This is a genomic window from Thermus scotoductus DSM 8553, assembly GCF_000381045.1.
GTDB lineage: Bacteria > Deinococcota > Deinococci > Deinococcales > Thermaceae > Thermus > Thermus scotoductus.
Genome location: NZ_KB905740.1, coordinates 13,762 through 33,793, shown reverse-complemented (window position 1 = coordinate 33,793; position 20,032 = coordinate 13,762). Strand labels below are relative to the sequence as shown.

Below are 20,032 nucleotides of genomic sequence, written 5' to 3'. Positions count from 1 at the left end.
CGGGCCCGCCTTACTTCAGACCCAGCTTTTTCCGTTCCTCCAGCACCTGCTGGGGAGTGAGCTTCTTTTCCCGCAGGGCCTTGACCTCGGCGGCGGTGAAGGGCTTGAAGCCCTTGACCTTCTTGTCGTCGCCCCAGGCGGTGGCGATGTGGTTGAGGAGGGCGGCGATCTCCTCGTCCTTGAGGCCGTTATAGGCAGGCATGGCCCCGTTGTACTTCATGCCCTTTACTTCAATCGGTCCCTGGAGGCCCCAGAGGAGAACCTTGATCAGGTACTCCCGCCCGCCTTGGACAGGATATCGGACACATGTCCGGCCAGGGGCGGGAAGGCCCCGGGGAGCCCCTGCCCTGAGGATGCCCGCTCGGGAGCTTTTGGATCTGGACCCCCAAGCGCCGTTTTCCCTGGCTCACCTTGCCCTAGGATGGAGGCATGAGCGTTTCCTTGGCGGCAGCTTTTTTGGCGGGGGTGCTCTCCTTTCTCTCCCCTTGCGTTCTTCCCCTGGTGCCCACTTACCTTTTCTACCTGGGGGGAGAGCGGGGGCGCCCCCTTTTTAACGCCCTCTTCTTCGTGCTGGGTTTCGGGGTGATATTCTTCCTCTTGGGCTTACCCTTTACCCTTCTGGGGGGACTTCTCTTTGAACACCGCCAGACCTTGGCCCGGGTAGGAGGTGTGGTTCTAATCCTCTTTGGCCTTTACATGCTGGGCCTGAGGCCCCGGTGGGGGGTAAACCTCCGGTACGAGGGGGAGACAGCACGCCCCTTAGGGGCCCTCCTCCTCGGGGCTACCCTGGGCCTGGGTTGGACTCCTTGCATCGGGCCCATCCTGGGGGCCATTCTCACCCTGACGGCGGTGGGGGGCGGAGTGGAGCTTCTTTTGGCTTATATCCTGGGCCTGGCGGTGCCCTTTTTGTTGGTGGCCCTTTTCGCCGACCGGCTTAAGGGGTGGCTGAGGAGGGCCAGGCGGCTTTCCCACTACGTGGAGTTGCTGGCGGGGGTGGTGCTCCTGGTGGTGGGGGTTTTGCTTGTCACGGGGACCTACACCGCCTTGAACTCCTTTTTCCTCCGGATTACGCCGGAGTGGCTGCAGAAGAACCTGTAGGGGTGAGGGAACCTCGGGGGTCTTTTCCTCTAAGAGGGACGAATGCCCCTCGAGGATACCCCTAAACTGGTATAGGCATGCTGCTTCGCTTGCAGGGGATCTCCAAGCGCTTCGGCCGGGACTGGGTGGTCCGGGACCTTTCCTTTACCCTGGAGCGGGGGGAAGTGGTGGCCCTCTTGGGGCCCAACGGCTCGGGGAAGACCACCCTCTTGCGCCTCATGGCCGGGCTTCTCAAGCCTACCCGGGGGCAGGTGGAACGGGCGGGCAGGGCCCTTTTCCTGCCCAACCCCCCGGCCTTCCACCGCCACCTTACCGCCCGGGAGCACCTCCTTTACGACCTGGCCTTCCACCACCAGGGTAAAGAACCTGAAGAAGCTCTGGATCGCTTTGGGCTGCCCGGGGACCTTCCCCTTTACGCCTTCTCCAGCGGCATGAAGAAGAGGCTCGCCTTGGCCCGGCTTACCCTTCTCTTCCCCGACATCTGGCTGTTGGACGAGCCCGAAACCGCCTTGGACAAAGGGGGAAGGGAGCTTCTTCTTTCCACCTTGGCCGAGGCCCGGAAGAAGGCGGGGGTGGTGCTGGCCACCCACGACCGGACCCTGGCCGAGCGGGTGGCGGACCGCACCCTGGAGCTGGGGGTGGCATGAAGCTTCCCGTGGAGGGGTGGCCCGAGGCTGCCGGGCAGGGTAGGGTAGGGGTGGTGCGCCGGGTGGTGTTGTTGGCTCTAAGGGATCTTCGCCTCGAGGTGCGCGACCGCGCGGGGCTTCTTTCCATCCTGGCCTTTTTTGCGGTGATGCTCTTCATCATGGCCCTGGCCCTGGGGCCGGAGGAGGCTCCCTTGCGCCGGGCTGCCCCCGGGGTGCTTTGGGTGGCCTTGGCCTTCGGGAGCACCCTGCTTTCCACCCGGGCCTTTGCCCTCGAGGTGGAGGAGGGCACCTTGGACGACCTCCTCCTGGCTCCCGGGGGCAAGGAGTGGATCTACTTCGGCAAGCTTCTTTTCCAGATGCTCCTTCTCCTACCCCTGGCTGTCCTTGCCCTTTTGATGGCGGCGGGCCTCTTCTACCTGCCCCTGGAGCGCCTTTTCCCCCTCTTCCTGACCCTGGTCCTGGGGGTCTTGGGCTACGCCAGCGTGGCCACCTTTTACGCCGGCCTCCTGGCCCGGCTCCGGGGACGGGAGGTGCTTTTGCCCCTGCTCCTCTTCTCCTTGGTGGTCCCCGTGGTCCTGGCCTCGGTGCGAGCCACCACGGGCCTAGCGGAGGGCCTTCCCGTGGCGGAGATCTCTGATTGGTGGCAGCTTCTTTTGGTCTTTGATATGGTCTACCTCACCGCCAGCGCCCTCCTTTTCCCTGTGGTTATGGAAGGTTAGGTTTGGCGGTATGGAGGCCACAGATTTTGAACCCTTCCCTTGGTTATGCTAGGGGCTGTGGAGGTACAAGCATGCTGAAGGTTGCGCAACCCGACCGCCCGGACGCCCTCACCTGGGTTTTCCTGGGGCTGGGGCTTCTGCTCCTCCCCGTGGGGCTCTACCTGGCCCTTTCCGCTCCCCCCGACGTGAACCAGGGGTATCTGGTCCGCATCATGTACCTGCACGTGCCCGGGGCCTGGCTTGGCTATCTGGCCTTCTTCGTCACCTTCCTCTACTCCCTCCTCTACCTCTTCCGCCAGGACCCCCGGTACGACCGGGTGGCCAGCTCAAGCGCCGAGATCGGCCTGGTCTTCATGGGGCTGGCTCTGGTGACGGGGATGCTCTGGGCCCGGCCCACCTGGGGGGTCTACTGGACCTGGGAGCCCAGGCTCACCACCACCGCCATCCTCTTTGCCGTTTACGTGGGGTACTTCCTCCTTAGGGGGGCCATAGAGGACCCCGAGCTCAGGCGGAAGGCGGCGGCGGCGGTGGGCATCCTGGGCTTCATCAACGTGCCCATCAGCTACATGTCGGTGAAGTGGTGGCGGAGCCTGCACCAGACCCAGTCCATCGACCTCACCACGGGGAAGATCCACATGGACCCTGCCATGCTCCAGGCCCTCCTCTTCAACCTCCTCGTCTTCACCCTCCTCTACCTGGGCTTCGTGCGCTTCCGCTCCCTGTTGGCCGCTTTGGAGGCCAGGAAGGAGGAGGCATGAGCGAGGTCTTCGTCACCTGGGTCTATGCCCTCACCTACCTCACGGTCTTCGGCTACCTGGCCTACCTCTTCTGGCGCTACCGGAGGGCGAAATGAGGGCCAAGTACCTGATCGGACTCGGGGTCATCCTGGGGGCCTTGGCTTACCTGATCTTCGGCGGCCTGGGGCAGAACCTGGTCTACTTCCTCACCCCCTCCGAGTACCTGCAGGACCAGGGGCGCTACCAGAACCGTCCCGTGCGCCTGGGGGGCTTGGTCAAGCAGGGTACGGTGCACTACGACAAGGATCAGCTGGAGCTCCGCTTCATCCTCACCGATGGGGTGGCGGAGGTGCCCGTGGTGCACAAGGGCACGCCCCCGGGCATGTTCAAGGAGGGGCAGGGGGTGGTGGTGGAGGGCCGCTTCCGGGAAGGGGTCTTCCACGGCACCAACCTCCTGGTGAAACACTCCGAGACCTACCAGGCTCCCAAGGCGGGCTGGACCCCGGAGGAAGTGCGCAAGCTCATTGAGGAGGCCAAATGACCCCTGCTCTGCTGGGCAACCTGGGTGTCAGCCTGGCCCTGGCCTTTAGCCTTCTGGGCCTGGCCCTTTCCCTACTGGCCTACTCCCAAGGGGATGGGCGCTTCCTCAAGGGGGCCAAGGCCTTGGTCCTTCCCGCCTTCCTGGCGGCCTTGACGGCCTTCTTGGCCCTGGAATGGGCCCTTCTCACCCACGACTTCAGCCTGGCCTACGTGGCCCGCAACCACTCCACCCAGGATCCCCTCTGGGTTACCCTGGTGACGCCTTGGGCAGCCTTGGAGGGAAGCATCCTGCTTTGGGGCCTCCTCCAGACCCTTTACACGCTTTTGGCTAGCCGCAAGTCGGTGGACCCGTGGCGGGCGTCTTTAGTGTTGGCGGTGCTTTTTGGCATCCAGGTCTTCTTCTTCGGGGTCATGGCCACCATCGCAAGCCCCTTTGAAACCCTGCCCAACCCGCCAGCGGATGGTACCGGGCCCAACCCCCTCTTGCAGAACCACTGGATGATGGCCGTCCACCCGGTCCTCATGTACCTGGGCTTCGTGGGCCTGAGCGTGCCCTTCGCCTATGCGGTGGCGGCCATGGTGGTGCGCCGCTACCAGACCTGGGTGGGGGAGACCCGGTGGTGGACCCTGATCGCCTGGGGTTTCCTCACCGCGGGTAAGGTGGCGGGGATGTGGTGGAGCTACGAGGTCCTGGGCTGGGGTGGATACTGGGCCTGGGACCCGGTGGAAAACGCCAGCTTCATCCCCTGGCTGTTGTCCACCGCCTTTTTGCACACCGCCATCGTCCAGGAAACCCGGGGGGCTTTCAAGGCTTGGAACTTCGCCTTCGTAACCCTGGCCTTCGCCGCCACGGTGCTGGGCACCTTCCTCACCCGGAGCGGGGTGATCCAGTCGGTGCACGCCTTTGCCGAGGGGCCGGTGGGGCCTGCCTTCCTGGGCTTCTTCCTCCTGGTTACTGGCTTGGGGCTTGGCCTTCTTTCCCGGGTCAGCCGGGAGGTGCGGGACACCGTGGTTTTCCGGCTCCTTTCCCGGGAAGGGGCTCTTCTCCTCGGGGCCTTTTTCTTCGCCGGATGGGCCTTGGTGGTGGTGCTCGGCACCTTCTATCCCCTTTTGGTGGAGGCCTTCACCGGGGCTAAGGTGAGCGTGGGGGCCCCTTTCTTCAACCAGGTTTCCGCTCCCATTGGGGTGGGTATCCTCCTCCTCATGGGGGTAGGGCCCATTTTGCCCTGGCGGAGGCCTAGGGCGGAGGTTTTCCGAAACCTCTACATGCTCCTGGCTGTCCTTCTCCTGGGTACCCTGCTTGGGCTTCTTCGGGGCTACACCTTCGGGGCTTCCCTGGCGGTGGGGCTCTTCCTTTACAACACCGCGGCCATTTTCCTCCTGGTGCGGGAGGGGGTGTTGGCCCGCCTTAGGGCGGGGCTTTCCCCCTGGGGGTTTTTGGAAAACCGCAGGCGGGTGGGAAGCCTGTTGGTCCACTTCGCCGTGGCCCTCATGGGCCTCGGCATCGCCTTCAGCCAGACCTACCGCCTGGAGAGCGAGAAGACCCTTTACCGGGGCCAGGCCTGGGAGGTGGGGGGGGTGCGCATGGAGTTTTTGGGGGTGCGGGCCTTGGATGAGGGCCGGCGGTTTGCCGTGGAGGCTTCCTTGCGCACGAACCGCTTTGGGGAGGTGCGGCCAAGGCTTCACTTTTACCCGCAGATGAACTCCCCCTTACCGGCCCCCAAGGTGGTCTACACCCCGGGCAACGACTACTACTTCCTCCTCATGGACTTTGACCGGGAGAAGGGGGAGTGGGCTTCCCTCCGCCTCATCGTTACCCCCCTGGTCTTCTGGATGTGGGTGGCGGGTGGGCTCATGGCCCTGGGTACCCTGTACATCCTTTGGCCTGCTCCCAGGCGGGAGGAGGTTAGGGGGGTGAGCCCAGCGTGAGGTTTCCCGCAGGGAACACCTTGAGGAGCTGGCTATGGCTCCTTGTGGTCTTGGCCCTGGGGGGGCTTTTCTACTGGGGGATGCAGCGAAACCCCAAGGAGCTTCCCTCGGTGCTGGCCAAGGAGCGCCGCCCGGCCCCGGACTTCACCCTGCCGGTGCTTTCCCCTTACCAAGAGGAATGGGGGAAAACCTTCAAGCTTTCCGACCATCTCGGTGGGAAGCCCATCGTGCTCAACTTCTGGGCCAGCTGGTGCTACCCTGCCTGCTACGAGGAGGCCCCGGTATTGGAGGCCACCTGGCGGCGTTATCGGGATCGGGTTCTCTTCCTGGGCATCAACACCCAGGACAAGGAGGGGGATGCGTTGCGCTTCATAGAGCAGTTTGGCCTCACCTTCCCCCAGGTCTTTGACCCCAGGGGCCGGGTGGGGGTGGACTACGGGATGTACGGGGTGCCGGAAACCTTCGTCATAGACCGGGAGGGCCGGGTGGTGGTCCGCCACGCCGGGACCATTGACCAGGCCACCCTGGAGAGGTACCTGAAGGAGGTGTTGCCGTGAGGGTTTGGGCGCTTTTGTTCTTCCTGGTCCTAGGGGTTTGGGCTCAGGAAAAGCCAGCCTCCCCACCCCCCGATCTCTCCCCCGAGGTCTTCGCCATCGCCCGGGAGCTCCGCTGCCCCGTGTGCCAGGGGGAGTCGGCAGCGGAGAGCAACTCCGGGGTGGCCACGGAGATGCGGCGGATCATCGCCGAGATGTTGCAGCAGGGTAAAACCAGGGACGAGATCAAGGCCTTCTTCGTGGAGCGCTACGGGGAGTGGATTCTCTACGAGCCCCCCAAGCAGGGGATAACCCTGTGGGTCTGGTTGCTGCCGGTTCTGGGCTTAGCCCTCTTGGGCCTGGGGCTATTCGCCTACTTCCGCCCCAAGAAGCCCTTGCCTCCTGAGCTTTTGGAGGAGGCGGAGCGTCGCCTAAAGGAGCCTTAACGATGGCCACCGTTATTTTCCTGGTTCTTTTCCTGGCGGTGTTGCTTCTGGCCTTGAGGCCGGTTTGGGGCCCCAAGGAGCCTTTTCCCGAGCCCCCCAGGCGGGAAGAGCTTTTGAGGGAGCTCGAGGTCCTAAAGGAGGAGGTGAAGAGCCTGGAAGGGGAGGAGAAAAAGCTGGCCATGGCCCGGATGGTGGAGCTGGAACGGGCCTTGGACGGTTGGCGCCCCCCCGAGCCTCGTCCCTTCAATCCCTGGCCCGTGGCCCTGGCCTTAGGGGTGGTGGTCCTCCTGGGCGTGGGGCTTTGGCGCTACACTTTGCCCAGGCTTCCCGGGGAGACCACGGTGACCGCCCGGGCCGAAGCCCGGGAGCTTAAGGCGCTTCAGGACAAGGCCAAGCGCACCGGGGAGGTGGCGGACCTCCTGGCCTGGGGAAGGCGGGCCTATGAGCTTCAGGCCTTCGACCAGGCGGCGGAGGCCTACCTGGCGGTGCTTAAGAAGGATCCCACCAACATCGAGGCCGTGCGGCGGGTGGGGATCCTCCTCTTCATGGGGGGGCGGCTGGAGGAGGCCCAGATGTTCTTGGAGATCGCCCAGAACGCTGACCCCAAGGCTGCGGAGGGCTGGCTTTTCCTCGGGAACATTTACTTCCAGAGGGGCCAGGCGAAGGAGGCCATCGCCGCCTGGGAAAAGTATCTGGAGGTAGGCGGGGAGGCCAGGGAAAGGGTGGAGGGCCTCATCGCCATGGCCCGCGCCCAGGCCCAGGGGGGAACGGACGGGAAAACGGTCTACCAGGCCCGCTGTGCCGCCTGCCACGGAGCCGAGGCCCAGGGGGGAGTGGGGCCCAGGCTTAAGGGAAACCCCATCCTGAAAGCCCCAGAGGCGGTGAGGGAGATTGTGCTCCAGGGCCGGGGCCAGATGCCGGCGGTGCCCTTAAGCGAGGGGGAGCTGAAGGCCCTTCTGGACTACCTATCCGGCCTATGAGGCGGCGGGACCTTGTCTTCTACATCCCGGTGGCGGTGGCCGGCGGGTTTTTCCTCTGGCTTGGGGTGCGCACCTATAACCTCCGCTTCCGCCCAAGGCCCGGGGTAGGGGAGCCCGTGTGGAAGGAGGGGCCGAAGGTGGCGGTGGCCCGGCTCGGGGAGATGGGGGTGTGGCAGGCGAAGCCCTTCCTCTATCCCCTCCCTTTGGGGGAGCTCAAGGCCCTCCTCCTCCGCTTGCCCGAGCCCGCCCCCGGGGGGCTTTCCCTGGGGGAGGAACACTACCTGGCCGTAAGCCGCATCTGCACCCACCAGGGTTGCACCGTGAACTATGTGCCCGATCCCGAGGCGGCTTCTATCCTCTACAACTTCCGCTACGAAAGACCCTTTTTGGGCTGCCCGTGCCACTTCGGGGCCTTTGACCCTCTCCTTGGGGGGAAGGCAGTGTACGGCCCCCCCCGTTACCCCCTGCCCCGCTTGCGCCTCGAGGCGGAAGGGGATACCCTCTACGCCACCGGGCACGAGGTGCCCTTGAGGCCCATGGAGGGCTCTTAGTCCGAAAGCCGCACCCGCACGAAGCGGTCCTTTCCCCGCTGGAGTATGCGGGGGCGGGAGAGGTCCACCTCGAGGCCTGCATCCTCTATAAGTTCCCCATCCAGCCTGAGGCCCCGGTTCTGGATGAGCCTCCGGGCCTCGGCGTTGGAAGGGGTGAGGCCCGCCAGGGTGAAAAGCCTCGCCACCCAGATGCGCCCCTCTTTGAGCTCGGAAGCGGGGATGACCACCTCGGGGATGTTCTCGGGAATGGCTCCCTTGGCCACCTGATCGTAGCGGGCCTCCGCCCGGCGTACGGCTTCCGGCCCGGCTTCCTTGTCCTTGCCCAGGGCTTCAAAGCTGTAGCCAAGGCTTTCGTAAAAGGCCCGGTCGATGCGGGCAGGGATGGTGGGAAGGGCGTAAGCGGCGGTGAGGAGGCGGGCCAAGACCCGGTGAGCGGGGACGGGACCCGCCTTTAGAAGGGTTTGGATTTCGGCCTCCTCCAGGTCGGTAAGGAGGCGGAAGTAGCTTTCCAGAAGGGCGTCAGGCACCCACATGAGCTTCTTGAACATCACCTCGGGGGGCTCCGCCACCCCGATGTAGTTGTCCAGGCTCTTGCTCATCTTCTCCCGCCCGTCCAGGCCCACCAAAAGGGGCATGAGGAAGGCCACCTGGGGGGGCTGGCCGTAGGCCCGTTGCACCTCCCGGCCCACCAGGAGGTTGAACTTCTGGTCCGTGCCCCCCATCTCGATGTCCGCGCGGATGGCCACGGAGTCGTAGGCCTGGGCGAAGGGGTAGAGGAACTCGTGCAAGGAGATGGGGATGCCTTCCTCGTAGCGCTTCTTGAAGTCCTCCCTTTCCAGCATCTGGGCCACGGTCATGAGGGAGGTGAGGCGCACCACCTCCTTGAAGCTGAGGCCTTCCAGCCACTCGGAGTTGTAGCGGAGCTCAAAGAGGTGGGGCTCCTGCCTGAGGATCTTCCCCGCCTGCTCCACGTAGGTTCTGGCGTTTTCCCGAGTTTCCTCGAGGGTCAGGGGAGGGCGGGTCTTACTCCGCCCGGAGGGATCCCCGATCATGCCCGTGAAGTCCCCGATGATGAGCACCACCTTGTGCCCAAGCTCCTGGAACTGGCGCATCTTCCTCAGGACCACCGCATGCCCCAGGTGCAGGTCGGGCCGGGTGGGGTCGGCTCCCAGCTTGACCACCAGCGGACGGTCCTCCTTTAGCTTTAGGAGGAGTTCCTCCTCGGGGATGATCTCCTCGGCCCCCCGCTTGAGGAGGGCCAAGGCTTCTTCCGGAGAAGGCTTGGTGTCGGCGCCTGCCATGAGCCCAAGTATACTTAAGGCAATGCGGACCCTGCTCCTTTTGGCCCTGCTGGCCCTTGGCCTTTACTGGTATGCGGAGCGGTATGGCCTGGCCGTGGGCTACCCTCCTTTCCTGCCGGTCTTCTACTGGAAGTACACCGGGGAGGCCCAGTACCCCATCCGGGTGAGCGGCCTTTACGATGCGGTGAAGGTCAAGGTGTCCGGGGACCTCGAGGAGGGGCGGCTTTCCGTGGCCCTTCTCCGGGACGGGCGTGTGGTGGGGGAAAGGGTCTACTCGGGGAGCTTCCAGGAGGAGGCGCGGTTTCCCGCAAGCCCCGGGGAGTACCTCCTCCGCTTCCAGCTTCAAGGAGCCAAGGGCCGGGTGCGCTACGACTGGGTCACCACCAAGTTTGCCCCTTGAGGCGGGGTATGCTACACTTAGGCCTGGTCTGCCCCTAAGGGGCACGAGGGGAAAACGATGGCAGAGAAGAAGCCCAAGAAGAACCTTTCCGCTCTGAAGCGGCACCGGCAGTCTTTGAAGCGCAGGCTTCGCAACAAGGCCAAGAAGTCGGCCATCAAGACCCTGAGCAAGAAGGCCGTGCTTCTGGCCCAGGAGGGCAAGGCCGAGGAAGCCTTGAAGATCATGCGCATGGCGCAGAGCCTGATCGACAAGGCGGCCAAGGGGTCCACCTTGCATAAGAATGCCGCTTCCCGGAAGAAGTCCCGGCTGATGCGCAAGGTGCAGAAGTACCTCTCTGCGGTGAGCGCCTAGGAGGACGGGGATGGGCAAAGGCGACCGTCGCACCCGTAGGGGTAAGATCTGGCGGGGCACCTACGGCAAGTACCGCCCGCGCAAGAAGAAGTAATCCTCCACTAAACCTGGGCCTTGGGGGTTTCCTCGAGGTGTTCCCCTTTGGGGAAGCACGCGAGGTGTTCCCCTTTGGGGAAGCACGCTAGGCTCCCTCTTCTTTTTCCATCTCCCAGGTGAGGTCCCTGAGGAGCCAGCCCCGGCCCGGGGGGGTAAGCTCCCCCGAGGCCAGGGCCTGCACCAGGTAGCGGCGCACCAGGCTCACGGGCACCCCCGAGGCGATTACCTCCCCCAGGTTGCGGGTGCCGTCCAGGAGGGCCTGGATTGACTCGAACTCCTCCAGGGTCTTGCCCTTTCTTCCCTGGTATTTGATGCGCAGGGCATACCAGGCGTAGCGGCGGAGGGGGTAGAGGTCGCCTTCCCGCACTCCCATATAGGCCCTTTCCATGGCGATGAGGAGGGGAACACCCCAGGCTTTGGCGGCGGCCCGCACGCTCTTCCCACCCTGGAATACCTCGTAGGGAGGTTGGGGGCGGATGGCCTCGAGGACCCGGCTGGGAGAGTCCACCAGGGTACGGAACCGGTCCCACTCGTCGTTTACCCGGGCCCATTCCCCGAGAAGGGCGGAGAAGGGCATCAGGGGGGGGTCCGGGATAGCCGGGCCCACGCTAAAGCGGAAGGCTCCTTCCCCTGGGTGCAGGGGGAAGGTGAAGAGGGCCTCGAGGCCCTCCCAATCCAGGATGGCAGCTCCCACCACCTCCCCTCCGGAAAACCGCAAGGAGAGGGGCAGGGGGCCTACGGAAAGCTCCAGGATTCCCGAGCGCCGATGGCCGTGAATAAGCTCCAGAAGCTCCACCAGAGGGATAGCCTTCAGGTTTCCTTCCAAAAGAGTCCCTCCCCTATCCGCAAGACCAAGGTACGCCCTTCTCCCCGGTAGGCCTCGAGGGCCCCAGCTACTTTTTCTATATCCTCTTCCCGGACCAAGGCGGCCAAGGTGGGTCCGGCCCCGCCCACGAAGGCCGCCAAGGCCCCGGCTTTCAAGGCGGCTTCAATGGCTTCCAGGACCCCGGGCATCAGGTGGGCCCGGTGGGGCTGGTGGAGGCGGTCCCGGCAGGCTTCCCGTAAGGCCTCAAGCCTTCCTGAACAAAGAGCCGCAGGCCAGAGAGCGCTCCGGGCCAGGTTGAACACGGCATCCTTTAAGGGGACCACCTCGGGTAAGGCGGCCCGGGCTAAGGGGGTGGGCACCTCGTAAGGGGGCACGGCCAGAACGAAATAGACCCCTTGGGGCCTGGGCAAGGGGATGGCCAAGGGGGGGCTTGCCAGGGCGGCCACAAACCCCCCGTAGACGGCTGGGGCCACGTTGTCGGGGTGGCCTTCCAAGCTGGCGGCTACCCGAAAGACCCCCTCACGTCCCAGCTTTCCCCCGGAGAACCGGTCCGCCAGAGCCACCCCGGCCACCAGGGCTGCCGAAGAACTCCCCATGCCCCGGGCCAGGGGGATGGGGTTGAAGGCCCGGATGGTCAAGGACTCAGGATGGAGTCCCAGGGCCTCCATCCCCGCCCGGTAGCCCTGGTGGATGAGGTTGTCCGGGCCTTCCACCTGGCCTTCTCCCTCGTAAAGAAAGGCGTCCTCCTGGCCGGGCTCGGCCTCCACCTCCAGGTAGAGGTCCAGGGCCACCCCCAAGGCGTCAAACCCCGAGCCCAGGTTAGCCAGGGTGGCGGGGACATAGAGGCGGGTTGGGTGATCCATACGTCCTACACCGCCCCCAGAATACCAGGAGCTTTCTGGGGTCTTGACAAGAAGAAGAAGCCCTATCCTTGGAATGGAGGTGATATAATGAGGCTGGCCATTCTAGGAGGGCTTGTGTTTATGGTCTTGGGTTTGCCGGTGGCCATGGCTCAGGCCATGCCCTTCCCTCAAGAAGGGCCTTCTTGCCCATTGCCGGGCGATGAGATGGTGAAACCTTTTGAGAAAGCGGGGGTGGAGGAGCAGGTTTCGCCCCTCAGCTGTGGCGCCCAGCCTTGTCTGGATCCGGGGGATGGCGGGGGTGGCGGAGGTGGATCAAGCCTCAATCCTGTCTGCTTCCTTGTCTGTCGACAGGTTTGCCGACCGGTTGTTGAGTATGCTTGTAGGCGCGTTGGGGGTGCGTGGTCTTGCGAGGCCGTTTCGCGAATTGTTTGTACCGAGGTTTGCCAAAATGTTTGTAGGTAGGCGGTGCTGCTATGGATAGATTTCAAAGGCTTTGGGGTTTTGCAAAGAGAACGCTAGCCTTGGGCATTTCTGTTGGGCTAGGGCTCTTAGCCCTCCGGTTTGAGGGCGTCCTCGGACCCGCTACCTTTGCCCTTGGGGTTATCTCCGGGGCCCTGTTGGACTATGTCTCCCTTGGGCAGGTGCGCTTAACGAACAGGAAAGAAGTGGTGGCTCTCCTAGCAGCCACTTTGGCGGTTGGTTATTTCGTTGAGCTGGTTAGCCCGGGGTACTGGACCCGTTTCCTTCAAGGACCCGCCGGTACCCCGTATTTTTTGGGGCTTTTCCTGGGCGAGCTCCTTTTCTACTCATATAGCAAGGCCGAGGGTAAGGTTATCCGCTGAATGAGGGCAGGAGGAGGCGCTCATACCCGGGAAAAGGGCCAGGGCGCCTGCCCTCCTTCCAAAAGCCTCCGCGCCCGGGGAAGAGCCTCCGCCACCTCCCGGGCGAGGAGCCCCACCCCCTTTTCCCCGGCCCGGAGGTCCCCGGCCAGGCCGTGGAGGTAAACCCCAAGCCGGGCGGCGTCAAAAGGAGGAAGGCCTGCCGCCAGGAGGGCGGCGATGGCCCCTGCAAGCACGTCCCCCGTTCCCCCGGTGGCCAGGGCGGGGTTGCCGGTGGGGTTTAGGGAAAGCCGCGTGCCTTGGGCCACCACCGTGGGGTTACCCTTGAGCACCACGGCGAGCCCCGTTTTCTCCGCCAGGGTCCGGGCGGCCTCGAGGGGGTCCCGGGCCACCGCCTCCGGGGCCACCCCCAGGAGCCGCCCCGCTTCCCCGGCATGGGGGGTGAGGATGGCGGGGATGCCTGCGCGGCGGTAGAGCTCCACCACCTCGGGCTGGAGGGCATCGGCGTCCAGCACCGTGGGAAGCCGGGCTTCCAGGGCTTTTAGGGCCCATTCCCGTCCCCAAGGTCCCCCGCCCATGCCCACCGCCAGGGCCTCCACCCGCACGGACGGCAAGGCAGGCGCCTGGACAGGGTGGAAGACGGCCTCGAGGGGCTCCAAGGGAATGCCCTCCGGGGCCACCAGGTGCACCAGCCCCGCCCCCATGCGGTACGCTCCCAAGGCGGCCAGTACCGGGGCCCCGGCGTAGCGGAGGCCTTCGCCCCGAAAGCCCCCCAGGATTCCCACCCGGCCCACGCTTCCCTTGTGGGCGGTGAGGGGACGCTTGGGAAGAAGGGGAAGAAGCCCCTCGGGGGTGGCGATCTCGGGGAGGTCCTCCCGCTCCAAAAGGGCCTTGGGCAGGCCGATATCCGCCAGGAAGAGCTTTCCGCAGGCTTCCCGGTGGAGGAAGTGGGGCGTCTTAAAAGCAGCAAAGGCCACGGTGGCGGTGGCCTGCACGTGGGGGGAGTAGGGAAGCCCCGAGGGCAGGTCCAGGGCCAAAATGGGAAGCCCGGAGGCGTTCATCCGTTCCACCAAACCTGCATGGAAACCCTCTAAAGGGCCTTTCAACCCGGTGCCGAAGAGGGCATCCACCAGCACTTCTTCCCGGTTCCAGATGGCTTCCTCCAGGGGGCGGATCTCCAGGCCGTGGGCCTCGAGGGCCCTCCGGGCCAAAAGGGCATCCCCGCCCTGGCCTTCGGCGGCAAAGACCCGTACCGGCACCCCGGCCAGGTGGAGGTGCCGGGCCAACACCAGCCCGTCCCCGCCGTTATTCCCCTTGCCGGCGAGAACCACGGCGGGGCGGTGGCCGAAAAGCTCCTGGTAGACCCGTGCTGCCTTCATCCCCGCCCATTCCATGAGGAGAAGGGAGGGGTAGCCCATTTCCACCGCCTTCTGATCGGCTTCCCGCATGGCCTCGGGGGTGAAGAGCCGCAGGGAGGTGATCATGAACCCCAGAATACTCCTGGTAGCATGGGCTTATGGGTTTAGAGGAGGCCCGGTCAAGGCTGAAGGAAGCCAGGCGGGTGGCGGTCCTGACGGGGGCGGGCATTTCCAAGCCCTCGGGAATTCCCACCTTCCGCGATGCCGAGGGGCTTTGGAAGGAGTTTAACCCTCTGGACTATGCCACCCCGGAAGCGTATGCCAGGAACCCGGAAAGAGTCTGGGAATGGTATGCCTGGCGCATCGCCAGGGTGCGGGAAGCCAAGCCCAACCCCGCCCATCTGGCCCTGGTGCGGCTGGAAGAGGAGGTGCTTGGGCGAGGGGGGGCGTTCCTCCTGGTGACCCAGAACGTGGACGGCCTCCACGCCTTGGCGGGAAGCCGGAACCTGGTGGAGCTCCACGGCAATATCCTCCGAGCCCGCTGTGAGGCTTGCGGGCACCGGTTCTTGCTCCCCGACCCTTTCACCCCTCCACCCTTCTGCCCCCTGTGTGGACATAGGGCCCGGCCCGATGTGGTCTGGTTTGGGGAGCTTTTGCCCGAGGGAGCGTGGGAGAAGGCGGAAAAAGCCTTTGCCGAGGCGGATGTTGCCCTGGTGGTGGGCACCAGTGCTGAGGTGGAGCCTGCGGCTTCCTTGGGACGCATTGCCTTCACAGGCGGGGCTTATCTGATTGAGGTCAATCCCCAACCCACCCCCCTTACTCCCTTGGCCCACCTCTCCTTGCGCATGGGGGCGGTGGAGGGTTTGCAGGCGCTGGGATATGGGGAAAGTGGAGCCCTTCCTTCGGCTTCTGGCTGATCTGGCCACCTTGGCCCGGGGTGGAGTGGTAGCCCTGGTTCTCCTCCGGGTGGGGGAGGGACCCGAGGCCTTGGCCGGGGTGGTGCGCCTTTTGCTTCTGGGCTGGACCCTGGATGTTCTGGATGGTTGGCTGGCCCGCGCCTCGAGGCGGCCTTCGCCCCTGGCCGCCTGAGACTATCCCCTGGATGCCGGGCTCGCTTGGGCGGGCTTGGCCTACCTGGTGGGGGCGGGGCTGGTGCCGGAAGGTGTCGCCTGGAGTTGGGCGGTGGGGAGTCTGGTGCTTCTCCTTCGCTATCCCAAGAAAAGCCTTTCCATGCTCCTGCAAGTACCGGTCACCTTCGCCCCTTTCTACTACGCCCAGAAGCTGGCACCGGAGGCTTTTTGGGAGGCAGCCATCTGGGCCTTTCTCATGCTTCTTCTGGATGGAAGGCGCTTTTTAGGGGTGGTGGTGGGGTTTATGGTGGACGCGGGCCTCCTGGCTTCCGCGCGCCGGGAAAGCCGTCCCTAGCCTTCTTCCCGACGTCCGCGGAAGACCAGGCGGAAGGGCACTTCCTTAAGACCCAGGTCCTCACCGATACGGTTTTTCAGGTAGTTCTCAAAGGCCCGGGTCACGAACTCCGGGTGGTTTACGAAGAAGACGAAGGTGGGTGGGGCCACCTCGGGCTGGGTGGCGTAGAAGATCTTCAAGGGTTTTCCCTTGAAGTTGGGAAGCTGCACCTTCGCCGTCCAGACGGAAAGCCAGCGGTTGAGCTCGGCGGTGGGGATGCGGGTGTGGTTGAGCTCGAATAGGCGCACCGCCTCGCTGAAGATCTTATCCAGGTTCTGCTTGGTGAAGGCCGAGGTGTAGACCCGGGGAAGATGCTCCAGGTGCGCAAGCTTTTCCTTGAGCTCCCGGCGCACCTTGGGGGCCTCCTCCTTCCTTACCAGGTCCCACTTGGTGATGACCAGGAGCACGGGCTTGCCCGCTTCCAGGGCGTGGTTGGCCAGCTTGAGCTCCCGGTCCCCCACCTGGAACGGGTCTACGACCAGAAGAACCACGTCGGCTTCCTCTATCGCTTTAAGGCTCCGCCTGATGGCCAGCTCCTCCACCAGGCTTTCCGGGCGCTTGCGGATGCCGGCGGTGTCCACCAGGACGAAGGGCTGGCCGCGGAAGGTGAAGTGCACGTCGATGGCGTCCCGGGTGGTGCCGGGCTCCTCCGACACGATGACCCGTTCCTCCCCCAGGATGGCGTTCAGGAGGCTGCTCTTTCCGGCATTGGGTCGGCCCACGATGGCGAGCTTGATGCCCGCCACTTCCGGCTCCGACTCGATGTGCCGAACAGGAAGCTTTTCCCAGATGGCTTCCAGGAGTTCCTCGAGGCCCCTTGCATGCTCGCTGGAGGTGGGGATGGGATCGCCGAAACCCAGGGCGTAGAGGGGGCCCAGGTAGTGCTCGTGCTTGGGGTCGTCCACCTTGGTGGCCACCAGGATCACGGGCCTTCCCTTCTTCCGCAGGTACTCCGCCACCTCATAGTCCGCCTGGGTGAGCTCTGAGCGGCCGTCCACGGCAAAGAGGACCACTTCGGCGTCCTCCAACGCCTGGTCCACCTTTTCCTGGATCTTCTTTTCCCAGCGGTCCCCCGACCAAAGCCCCCCGGTGTCCACCAGGAGGAAGCGGCCCTTCTCGCTTTCCACCACCCCCTCCTTGAGGTCGCGGGTAACCCCGGGGACATCGGCCACCACCGCACTCCTTTTGCCCAGGAGGCGGTTGAAGAGGCTGGACTTGCCCACGTTGGGTCGGCCTACGATGACTACCTTATGCATCCTCACCCCAGCAAACTGGGGTGGGGGAAGCCCCCACCCCGCCTTTGAACAGTGTACCACAGGGGGTATACTTTCAGGGTATGCAGAAACTGGCAGGCCTGGTTTTGCGAAGCCTCGGGTGGCGGTACCATATGCCGCCTCCTCCCAGCCGGAAGTACGTGCTGATCGGTGCCCCTCACACCTCCAACTGGGATTTCCCGGTGGGCCTCCTGGCCCTATGGGCTTTGGGGATTCGGGCCCGGTGGTTGGGGAAGAAGGAGCTTTTCCGGCCCCCCTTGGGCTGGCTCTTAAAGCTTCTTGGGGGTATCCCCGTGGACCGCTCCCGCCGGAACAACCTGGTGGACAGCGTGGCGGAGGTTTTTCAACAGGAGAAGGAGATCGCCATCCTCATCGCCCCGGAGGGCACCCGGGGGAAGGCACCTTACTGGCGGAGCGGCTTTTACTACATGGCCCTGAAGGCTGGGGTGCCCATTGCCCTCGGCTACGTGGACTGCCGGAAAAAGGAGGTGGGGATCGGGGGCTACCTCTGGCCTACCGGAAACCTCAAGCAGGATTTTGAGGTCATCCGGGCCTTTTACCAGGACAAGGTGGGTCTGAGGCCCGAGAGGCAAGGCCCCATCCGCATCCGCGAGGAAGTGGAGGAGGTGGCTTAGGCAGAAGCCAGCCTCTGGCCCATCTTCTTGATAAACTGGCTTTATGGAACAACCCACCCCTTTGACGGATGCGGACCGGACCTGGGCGGCGGTGGTTCACCTGGCTCCCCTGGTGGGGTACTTCATCCTTATAGGCCAGATCCTTCTGCCCTTGGCCATCCTGCTTTGGGGTCCGAAAAGCGCCTTCGTCCAGGCCCACGCCAAGGAGTCCCTAAACGGCCAGATCAGCTACACCCTCTACGGCTTGGCTCTCCTTCTTCTGGCGATGACCGTGGTGGGGCTGGTGATAGCGGTTCCCCTGGCCTTTGCCCTGGTGGTCCTGGTCCTTTGGAACATGATCCAAGGAGCCCTGGCAGCCGGCAGGGGAGGGACCTATGCCTATGTCCTTATCCTGCGCCTGGTGCCCTAGCTTCCAGGATTACCACCGCCAGGGCGTGGCTTTTCTCGTGGCTTAGGGAGAGGTGGGCGAAAAGGTTTTCCGCCTCGAGGCGGGCCTTTACCTTTGGGGCAAAGCGCAAGACCGGTTTCCTCCCCTCCATCCCCACCCAGACTTCCTTCCAGGAAAGGCTTTCGGGCCAGCATTTCTGGAAGGCTTCCTTGGCGGCGATTCGGGCGGCAAGGCTTGGGGCAGGGTCCTGGTGGCGGAGGGCGTAGGTTAACTCCTCCTCGGTGAAAAGCCTTTTTAGGGCCTTTGCCCCGTGCCGTCCCAGGAGCCTTCGCACCCGGTCGATTTCCACCAAATCGGTACCGATGGCTTGAATCATGGGAGGTGAGGTTCCTGATTGTCCCCCGCCATGGCCAGGAGCTGACCTTCCCGGTACCCCAGGCACTTCTTTCCCTTGAGGGCCAGGTAGGCCCGGGGGGCAAGCCTTTCCGCCACAGGATCCATAGGGCCATTTTAGCCCGGCTCCTTGAGCCAGAGGTTTTTTCGTGCTAGGGTACTCGGGTGTTGCCCAAGGCCTTCCTCTCCCGCATGGCGGAGCTTTTGGGGGAGGAGTTTCCCCTTTTCCTCAGGTCCCTTACGGAAGGGGAAAGGACCTATGGCCTTAGGGTGAACACCCTGAAGATAACGCCGGAAGACTTTACAAGGATCGCCCCCTGGTCCTTGAGACCCATCCCGTGGTGCCCGGAGGGGTTCTACTACCCAAAGGAGGCCCGGCCGGGACCCCACCCCTTCTTCTACGCCGGGCTTTACTACATCCAGGAGCCGAGCGCCCAGGCGGTAGGGGTGCTATTGGACCCTCAACCTGGAGAGCGGGTTTTGGACCTGGCGGCGGCTCCTGGGGGGAAGACCACCCACCTCCTGGCCCGCATGGGGGGAAGGGGTCTTCTTTTGGCCAACGAGGTGGACGGTAAGAGGATCCGGGGCCTTTTGGAAAACGTGGAGCGCTGGGGGGGCAGGCTCGCCGTGGTACAGGCCCCTCCCCGATCTCTTGCGGAGGCCTTTGGGCCGTACTTTCACCGGGTTCTCCTGGACGCTCCCTGCTCCGGGGAGGGAATGTTCCGCAAGGACCCCGAGGCCATCCGCCACTGGGGTCCTGGGGCCCCCAGGCGGGCTTCCGAGGTGCAAAAGGGGCTTCTCTCCCAGGCGGCAAGGCTTTTGGGGCCGGGAGGGGTTTTGGTCTACTCCACTTGTACCTTCGCCCCGGAGGAGAACGAGGGGGTGGTGGCTCACTTCCTACGGGAGCATCCGGAGTTCCACCTGGAGGATGCCCGCTACCATCCCCTGTTTGCTCCCGGGGTGCCGGAGTGGGGAGACGGGAACCCGGAGCTTGAGAAGACCGCCAGGCTCTGGCCCCATCGCCTCGAGGGGGAGGGGCACTTCCTGGCCCGCCTCCGCAAGGAGGGGGGTAGCTGGGGCACGCCACCTAAGGAACGCATTCCCCCCTTGAGCCAGGAGGCCCGGAAGGCCCTTGCGAACTTTCTGGGGGAAGCGGGCTTGGACCTGGAAGGACCCATCTGGGAGCGCTCAGGCCATCTTTACTTGGTTCCGGAGGAGCTTCCCTCCCTGGCTGGCCTTAAGGCCCCAGCCCCCGGGCTTTACCTGGGTCTGGTGCAAAAGGGACGCTTCCGCCCGGCCAAGGCCCTCGCCCTGGCCTTCGGGGCTAGCCTTCCTTGGTCCCGTCTTCCCCGGGTGGCCTTCCCCCCAGAGGACCCCCGGGCCTTAGCCCTGGCCACGGGGGCAGGCGTGGCGTGGGAAGGGGAGGACCTTCCGCTAGCCCTTCTGGTCCTAAGGACGGAGGTAGGGGAGTTTCCCTTGGATTTCGGCAAGGCCAAGGCCGGGGTGCTCCGGCCAGTGGGGGTGGGGCTTTAGGCTTCTCACCCTACGATGGCCGCACCCAGGCTCTTCAGGGCTTCGTCATGGGATACAAGGAGTGCCCTTTCCAAGAGGCTTTGGGCTACCAGCATGCGGTCAAAGGGGTCCCGGTGGTTTCCGGGTAGGGA

The 20,032-nt window shown here is 64.5% G+C and carries 27 protein-coding genes and 1 pseudogene; 20 read left to right on the top strand and 8 right to left on the bottom strand.

What is annotated here, in order from left to right; all coding sequences use genetic code 11:
* Positions 1 to 10: 10 nt before the first annotated feature.
* Positions 11 to 351, bottom strand: a pseudogene (locus F604_RS11960) (c-type cytochrome); the annotation flags it as partial.
* 78 nt (positions 352 to 429) lie between these two features.
* On the opposite strand from F604_RS11960, the gene ccdA reads away from it, so the two are divergent.
* From ccdA to F604_RS0105800, 10 genes are all read left to right on the top strand, one after another.
* The gene (gene ccdA, locus F604_RS0105850) at positions 430 to 1,098 is read left to right on the top strand and encodes a cytochrome c biogenesis protein CcdA (protein WP_019550821.1); all 669 of its coding nucleotides are present in this window, start codon (positions 430 to 432) and stop codon (positions 1,096 to 1,098) included.
* 77 nt (positions 1,099 to 1,175) lie between these two features.
* Positions 1,176 to 1,745, top strand: a complete 570-nt coding sequence (locus tag F604_RS0105845; RefSeq protein ID WP_019550820.1) for an ABC transporter ATP-binding protein — start codon at positions 1,176 to 1,178, stop codon at positions 1,743 to 1,745.
* Positions 1,742 to 2,464 carry a heme exporter protein CcmB gene (locus tag F604_RS0105840; RefSeq protein ID WP_019550819.1) on the top strand — a complete coding sequence of 241 codons (723 nt, stop codon included), beginning with the start codon at positions 1,742 to 1,744 and terminating at the stop codon, positions 2,462 to 2,464. Before F604_RS0105845 ends, F604_RS0105840 begins: the two co-directional genes overlap by 4 nt.
* A gap of 71 nt (positions 2,465 to 2,535) precedes the next feature.
* Complete coding sequence (gene ccsA / locus F604_RS0105835; protein ID WP_019550818.1) at positions 2,536 to 3,222, top strand: cytochrome c biogenesis protein CcsA; 687 nt, start codon at positions 2,536 to 2,538, stop codon at positions 3,220 to 3,222.
* Positions 3,223 to 3,313: 91 nt separating this feature from the next.
* Complete coding sequence (gene ccmE, locus F604_RS0105825; RefSeq protein ID WP_015717963.1) at positions 3,314 to 3,742, top strand: cytochrome c maturation protein CcmE; 429 nt, start codon at positions 3,314 to 3,316, stop codon at positions 3,740 to 3,742.
* Positions 3,739 to 5,670 (top strand): heme lyase CcmF/NrfE family subunit, encoded by a 1,932-nt coding sequence (locus F604_RS0105820; RefSeq protein ID WP_019550816.1) that lies wholly within the window; start codon positions 3,739 to 3,741, stop codon positions 5,668 to 5,670. The genes ccmE and F604_RS0105820 overlap by 4 nt, the downstream gene beginning before the upstream one ends.
* A gap of 20 nt (positions 5,671 to 5,690) precedes the next feature.
* Complete coding sequence (locus tag F604_RS0105815; RefSeq protein WP_026329004.1) at positions 5,691 to 6,227, top strand: TlpA family protein disulfide reductase; 537 nt, start codon at positions 5,691 to 5,693, stop codon at positions 6,225 to 6,227.
* The gene (locus F604_RS0105810) at positions 6,224 to 6,649 is read left to right on the top strand and encodes a cytochrome c-type biogenesis protein (protein WP_019550814.1); all 426 of its coding nucleotides are present in this window, start codon (positions 6,224 to 6,226) and stop codon (positions 6,647 to 6,649) included. The genes F604_RS0105815 and F604_RS0105810 overlap by 4 nt, the downstream gene beginning before the upstream one ends.
* 2 nt (positions 6,650 to 6,651) lie before the next feature.
* Complete coding sequence (locus F604_RS0105805) at positions 6,652 to 7,629, top strand: c-type cytochrome (protein ID WP_019550813.1); 978 nt, start codon at positions 6,652 to 6,654, stop codon at positions 7,627 to 7,629.
* The gene (locus F604_RS0105800; protein WP_019550812.1) at positions 7,626 to 8,180 is read left to right on the top strand and encodes a QcrA and Rieske domain-containing protein; all 555 of its coding nucleotides are present in this window, start codon (positions 7,626 to 7,628) and stop codon (positions 8,178 to 8,180) included. Before F604_RS0105805 ends, F604_RS0105800 begins: the two co-directional genes overlap by 4 nt.
* On the opposite strand, the gene tyrS is transcribed toward F604_RS0105800, so the two are convergent.
* Complete coding sequence (tyrS, locus tag F604_RS0105795; RefSeq protein ID WP_019550811.1) at positions 8,177 to 9,481, bottom strand: tyrosine--tRNA ligase; 1,305 nt, start codon at positions 9,479 to 9,481, stop codon at positions 8,177 to 8,179. The two genes, F604_RS0105800 and tyrS, sit on opposite strands and share 4 nt — an antisense overlap.
* Positions 9,482 to 9,503: 22 nt before the next feature.
* On the opposite strand from tyrS, the gene F604_RS0105790 reads away from it, so the two are divergent.
* Genes F604_RS0105790 through F604_RS11955 form a run of 3 tightly spaced genes read left to right on the top strand, consistent with a single transcriptional unit; the run spans position 9,504 to position 10,326 of the window.
* On the top strand, positions 9,504 to 9,881 hold the full coding sequence (locus F604_RS0105790; RefSeq protein WP_015717956.1) for a hypothetical protein: 378 nt from the start codon (positions 9,504 to 9,506) through the stop codon (positions 9,879 to 9,881).
* A gap of 57 nt (positions 9,882 to 9,938) precedes the next feature.
* On the top strand, positions 9,939 to 10,232 hold the full coding sequence (gene rpsT / locus F604_RS0105785; protein WP_019550810.1) for a 30S ribosomal protein S20: 294 nt from the start codon (positions 9,939 to 9,941) through the stop codon (positions 10,230 to 10,232).
* Positions 10,233 to 10,242: 10 nt separating this feature from the next.
* Complete coding sequence (locus F604_RS11955; RefSeq protein WP_008632889.1) at positions 10,243 to 10,326, top strand: 30S ribosomal protein THX; 84 nt, start codon at positions 10,243 to 10,245, stop codon at positions 10,324 to 10,326.
* 87 nt (positions 10,327 to 10,413) lie between these two features.
* Here the strand turns inward: F604_RS11955 and F604_RS0105775 are convergent, their stop codons facing one another.
* Together F604_RS0105775 and thrB are read right to left on the bottom strand one after the other, a co-directional pair.
* Complete coding sequence (locus tag F604_RS0105775; protein WP_019550809.1) at positions 10,414 to 11,154, bottom strand: DUF4388 domain-containing protein; 741 nt, start codon at positions 11,152 to 11,154, stop codon at positions 10,414 to 10,416.
* Positions 11,139 to 12,017, bottom strand: a complete 879-nt coding sequence (gene thrB / locus F604_RS0105770) for a homoserine kinase (protein ID WP_019550808.1) — start codon at positions 12,015 to 12,017, stop codon at positions 11,139 to 11,141. Before thrB ends, F604_RS0105775 begins: the two co-directional genes overlap by 16 nt.
* A gap of 473 nt (positions 12,018 to 12,490) precedes the next feature.
* Between thrB and F604_RS0105765 the strand changes: the two genes are divergently transcribed.
* Positions 12,491 to 12,859: a hypothetical protein gene (locus F604_RS0105765; protein ID WP_014515028.1), complete on the top strand. Its 369-nt coding sequence runs from the start codon at positions 12,491 to 12,493 to the stop codon at positions 12,857 to 12,859.
* A gap of 20 nt (positions 12,860 to 12,879) precedes the next feature.
* Here F604_RS0105765 and F604_RS0105760 read toward each other — a convergent pair whose 3' ends face one another.
* The gene (locus tag F604_RS0105760) at positions 12,880 to 14,328 is read right to left on the bottom strand and encodes a bifunctional ADP-dependent NAD(P)H-hydrate dehydratase/NAD(P)H-hydrate epimerase (RefSeq protein WP_026329003.1); all 1,449 of its coding nucleotides are present in this window, start codon (positions 14,326 to 14,328) and stop codon (positions 12,880 to 12,882) included.
* A 44-nt stretch (positions 14,329 to 14,372) separates the two neighbouring features.
* Here F604_RS0105760 and F604_RS0105755 point away from each other — a divergent pair, with 44 nt between their 5' ends.
* From F604_RS0105755 to F604_RS0105745, 3 genes are read left to right on the top strand one after another with little or no spacing between them, the layout of a single operon-like run.
* Positions 14,373 to 15,131, top strand: a complete 759-nt coding sequence (locus tag F604_RS0105755) for an SIR2 family NAD-dependent protein deacylase (protein ID WP_019550806.1) — start codon at positions 14,373 to 14,375, stop codon at positions 15,129 to 15,131.
* The gene (locus tag F604_RS0105750; RefSeq protein WP_015717950.1) at positions 15,103 to 15,303 is read left to right on the top strand and encodes a hypothetical protein; all 201 of its coding nucleotides are present in this window, start codon (positions 15,103 to 15,105) and stop codon (positions 15,301 to 15,303) included. The genes F604_RS0105755 and F604_RS0105750 overlap by 29 nt, the downstream gene beginning before the upstream one ends.
* A gap of 36 nt (positions 15,304 to 15,339) precedes the next feature.
* On the top strand, positions 15,340 to 15,639 hold the full coding sequence (locus F604_RS0105745) for a hypothetical protein (protein ID WP_015717949.1): 300 nt from the start codon (positions 15,340 to 15,342) through the stop codon (positions 15,637 to 15,639).
* Here F604_RS0105745 and der read toward each other — a convergent pair.
* Entirely contained in the window at positions 15,636 to 16,934 is a 1,299-nt protein-coding gene (der, locus tag F604_RS0105740; protein ID WP_015717948.1) for a ribosome biogenesis GTPase Der, read from the bottom strand. The two genes, F604_RS0105745 and der, sit on opposite strands and share 4 nt — an antisense overlap.
* Before the next feature lie 80 nt (positions 16,935 to 17,014).
* Here der and F604_RS0105735 point away from each other — a divergent pair, with 80 nt between their 5' ends.
* Entirely contained in the window at positions 17,015 to 17,587 is a 573-nt protein-coding gene (locus F604_RS0105735) for a 1-acyl-sn-glycerol-3-phosphate acyltransferase (RefSeq protein WP_026329002.1), read from the top strand.
* 43 nt (positions 17,588 to 17,630) lie between these two features.
* Positions 17,631 to 17,996 (top strand): DUF4870 domain-containing protein, encoded by a 366-nt coding sequence (locus F604_RS0105730; protein ID WP_015717946.1) that lies wholly within the window; start codon positions 17,631 to 17,633, stop codon positions 17,994 to 17,996.
* On the opposite strand, the gene acpS is transcribed toward F604_RS0105730, so the two are convergent.
* Positions 17,974 to 18,351 carry a holo-ACP synthase gene (acpS, locus tag F604_RS0105725; RefSeq protein ID WP_015717945.1) on the bottom strand — a complete coding sequence of 126 codons (378 nt, stop codon included), beginning with the start codon at positions 18,349 to 18,351 and terminating at the stop codon, positions 17,974 to 17,976. The genes F604_RS0105730 and acpS overlap by 23 nt on opposite strands.
* On the bottom strand, positions 18,348 to 18,476 hold the full coding sequence (locus F604_RS13435) for a hypothetical protein (protein ID WP_015717944.1): 129 nt from the start codon (positions 18,474 to 18,476) through the stop codon (positions 18,348 to 18,350). Before F604_RS13435 ends, acpS begins: the two co-directional genes overlap by 4 nt.
* A 57-nt stretch (positions 18,477 to 18,533) precedes the next feature.
* On the opposite strand from F604_RS13435, the gene rsmF reads away from it, so the two are divergent.
* The gene (rsmF, locus tag F604_RS0105715) at positions 18,534 to 19,901 is read left to right on the top strand and encodes a 16S rRNA (cytosine(1407)-C(5))-methyltransferase RsmF (RefSeq protein WP_015717943.1); all 1,368 of its coding nucleotides are present in this window, start codon (positions 18,534 to 18,536) and stop codon (positions 19,899 to 19,901) included.
* The last annotated feature ends 131 nt before the right edge of the window (positions 19,902 to 20,032 follow it).

Coding starts and splice junctions, on each gene's coding strand:
- ccdA (WP_019550821.1), top strand. CDS start 430: ATGAGCGTTTCCTTGGCGGCAGCTTTTTTGGCGGGGGTGCTCTCCTTT.
- F604_RS0105845 (WP_019550820.1), top strand. CDS start 1,176: ATGCTGCTTCGCTTGCAGGGGATCTCCAAGCGCTTCGGCCGGGACTGG.
- F604_RS0105840 (WP_019550819.1), top strand. CDS start 1,742: ATGAAGCTTCCCGTGGAGGGGTGGCCCGAGGCTGCCGGGCAGGGTAGG.
- ccsA (WP_019550818.1), top strand. CDS start 2,536: ATGCTGAAGGTTGCGCAACCCGACCGCCCGGACGCCCTCACCTGGGTT.
- ccmE (WP_015717963.1), top strand. CDS start 3,314: ATGAGGGCCAAGTACCTGATCGGACTCGGGGTCATCCTGGGGGCCTTG.
- F604_RS0105820 (WP_019550816.1), top strand. CDS start 3,739: ATGACCCCTGCTCTGCTGGGCAACCTGGGTGTCAGCCTGGCCCTGGCC.
- F604_RS0105805 (WP_019550813.1), top strand. CDS start 6,652: ATGGCCACCGTTATTTTCCTGGTTCTTTTCCTGGCGGTGTTGCTTCTG.
- F604_RS0105800 (WP_019550812.1), top strand. CDS start 7,626: ATGAGGCGGCGGGACCTTGTCTTCTACATCCCGGTGGCGGTGGCCGGC.
- tyrS (WP_019550811.1), bottom strand. CDS start 9,481: ATGGCAGGCGCCGACACCAAGCCTTCTCCGGAAGAAGCCTTGGCCCTC.
- F604_RS0105790 (WP_015717956.1), top strand. CDS start 9,504: ATGCGGACCCTGCTCCTTTTGGCCCTGCTGGCCCTTGGCCTTTACTGG.
- rpsT (WP_019550810.1), top strand. CDS start 9,939: ATGGCAGAGAAGAAGCCCAAGAAGAACCTTTCCGCTCTGAAGCGGCAC.
- F604_RS11955 (WP_008632889.1), top strand. CDS start 10,243: ATGGGCAAAGGCGACCGTCGCACCCGTAGGGGTAAGATCTGGCGGGGC.
- thrB (WP_019550808.1), bottom strand. CDS start 12,017: ATGGATCACCCAACCCGCCTCTATGTCCCCGCCACCCTGGCTAACCTG.
- F604_RS0105765 (WP_014515028.1), top strand. CDS start 12,491: ATGGATAGATTTCAAAGGCTTTGGGGTTTTGCAAAGAGAACGCTAGCC.
- F604_RS0105755 (WP_019550806.1), top strand. CDS start 14,373: ATGGGTTTAGAGGAGGCCCGGTCAAGGCTGAAGGAAGCCAGGCGGGTG.
- der (WP_015717948.1), bottom strand. CDS start 16,934: ATGCATAAGGTAGTCATCGTAGGCCGACCCAACGTGGGCAAGTCCAGC.
- F604_RS0105735 (WP_026329002.1), top strand. CDS start 17,015: ATGCAGAAACTGGCAGGCCTGGTTTTGCGAAGCCTCGGGTGGCGGTAC.
- F604_RS0105730 (WP_015717946.1), top strand. CDS start 17,631: ATGGAACAACCCACCCCTTTGACGGATGCGGACCGGACCTGGGCGGCG.
- acpS (WP_015717945.1), bottom strand. CDS start 18,351: ATGATTCAAGCCATCGGTACCGATTTGGTGGAAATCGACCGGGTGCGA.
- F604_RS13435 (WP_015717944.1), bottom strand. CDS start 18,476: ATGGATCCTGTGGCGGAAAGGCTTGCCCCCCGGGCCTACCTGGCCCTC.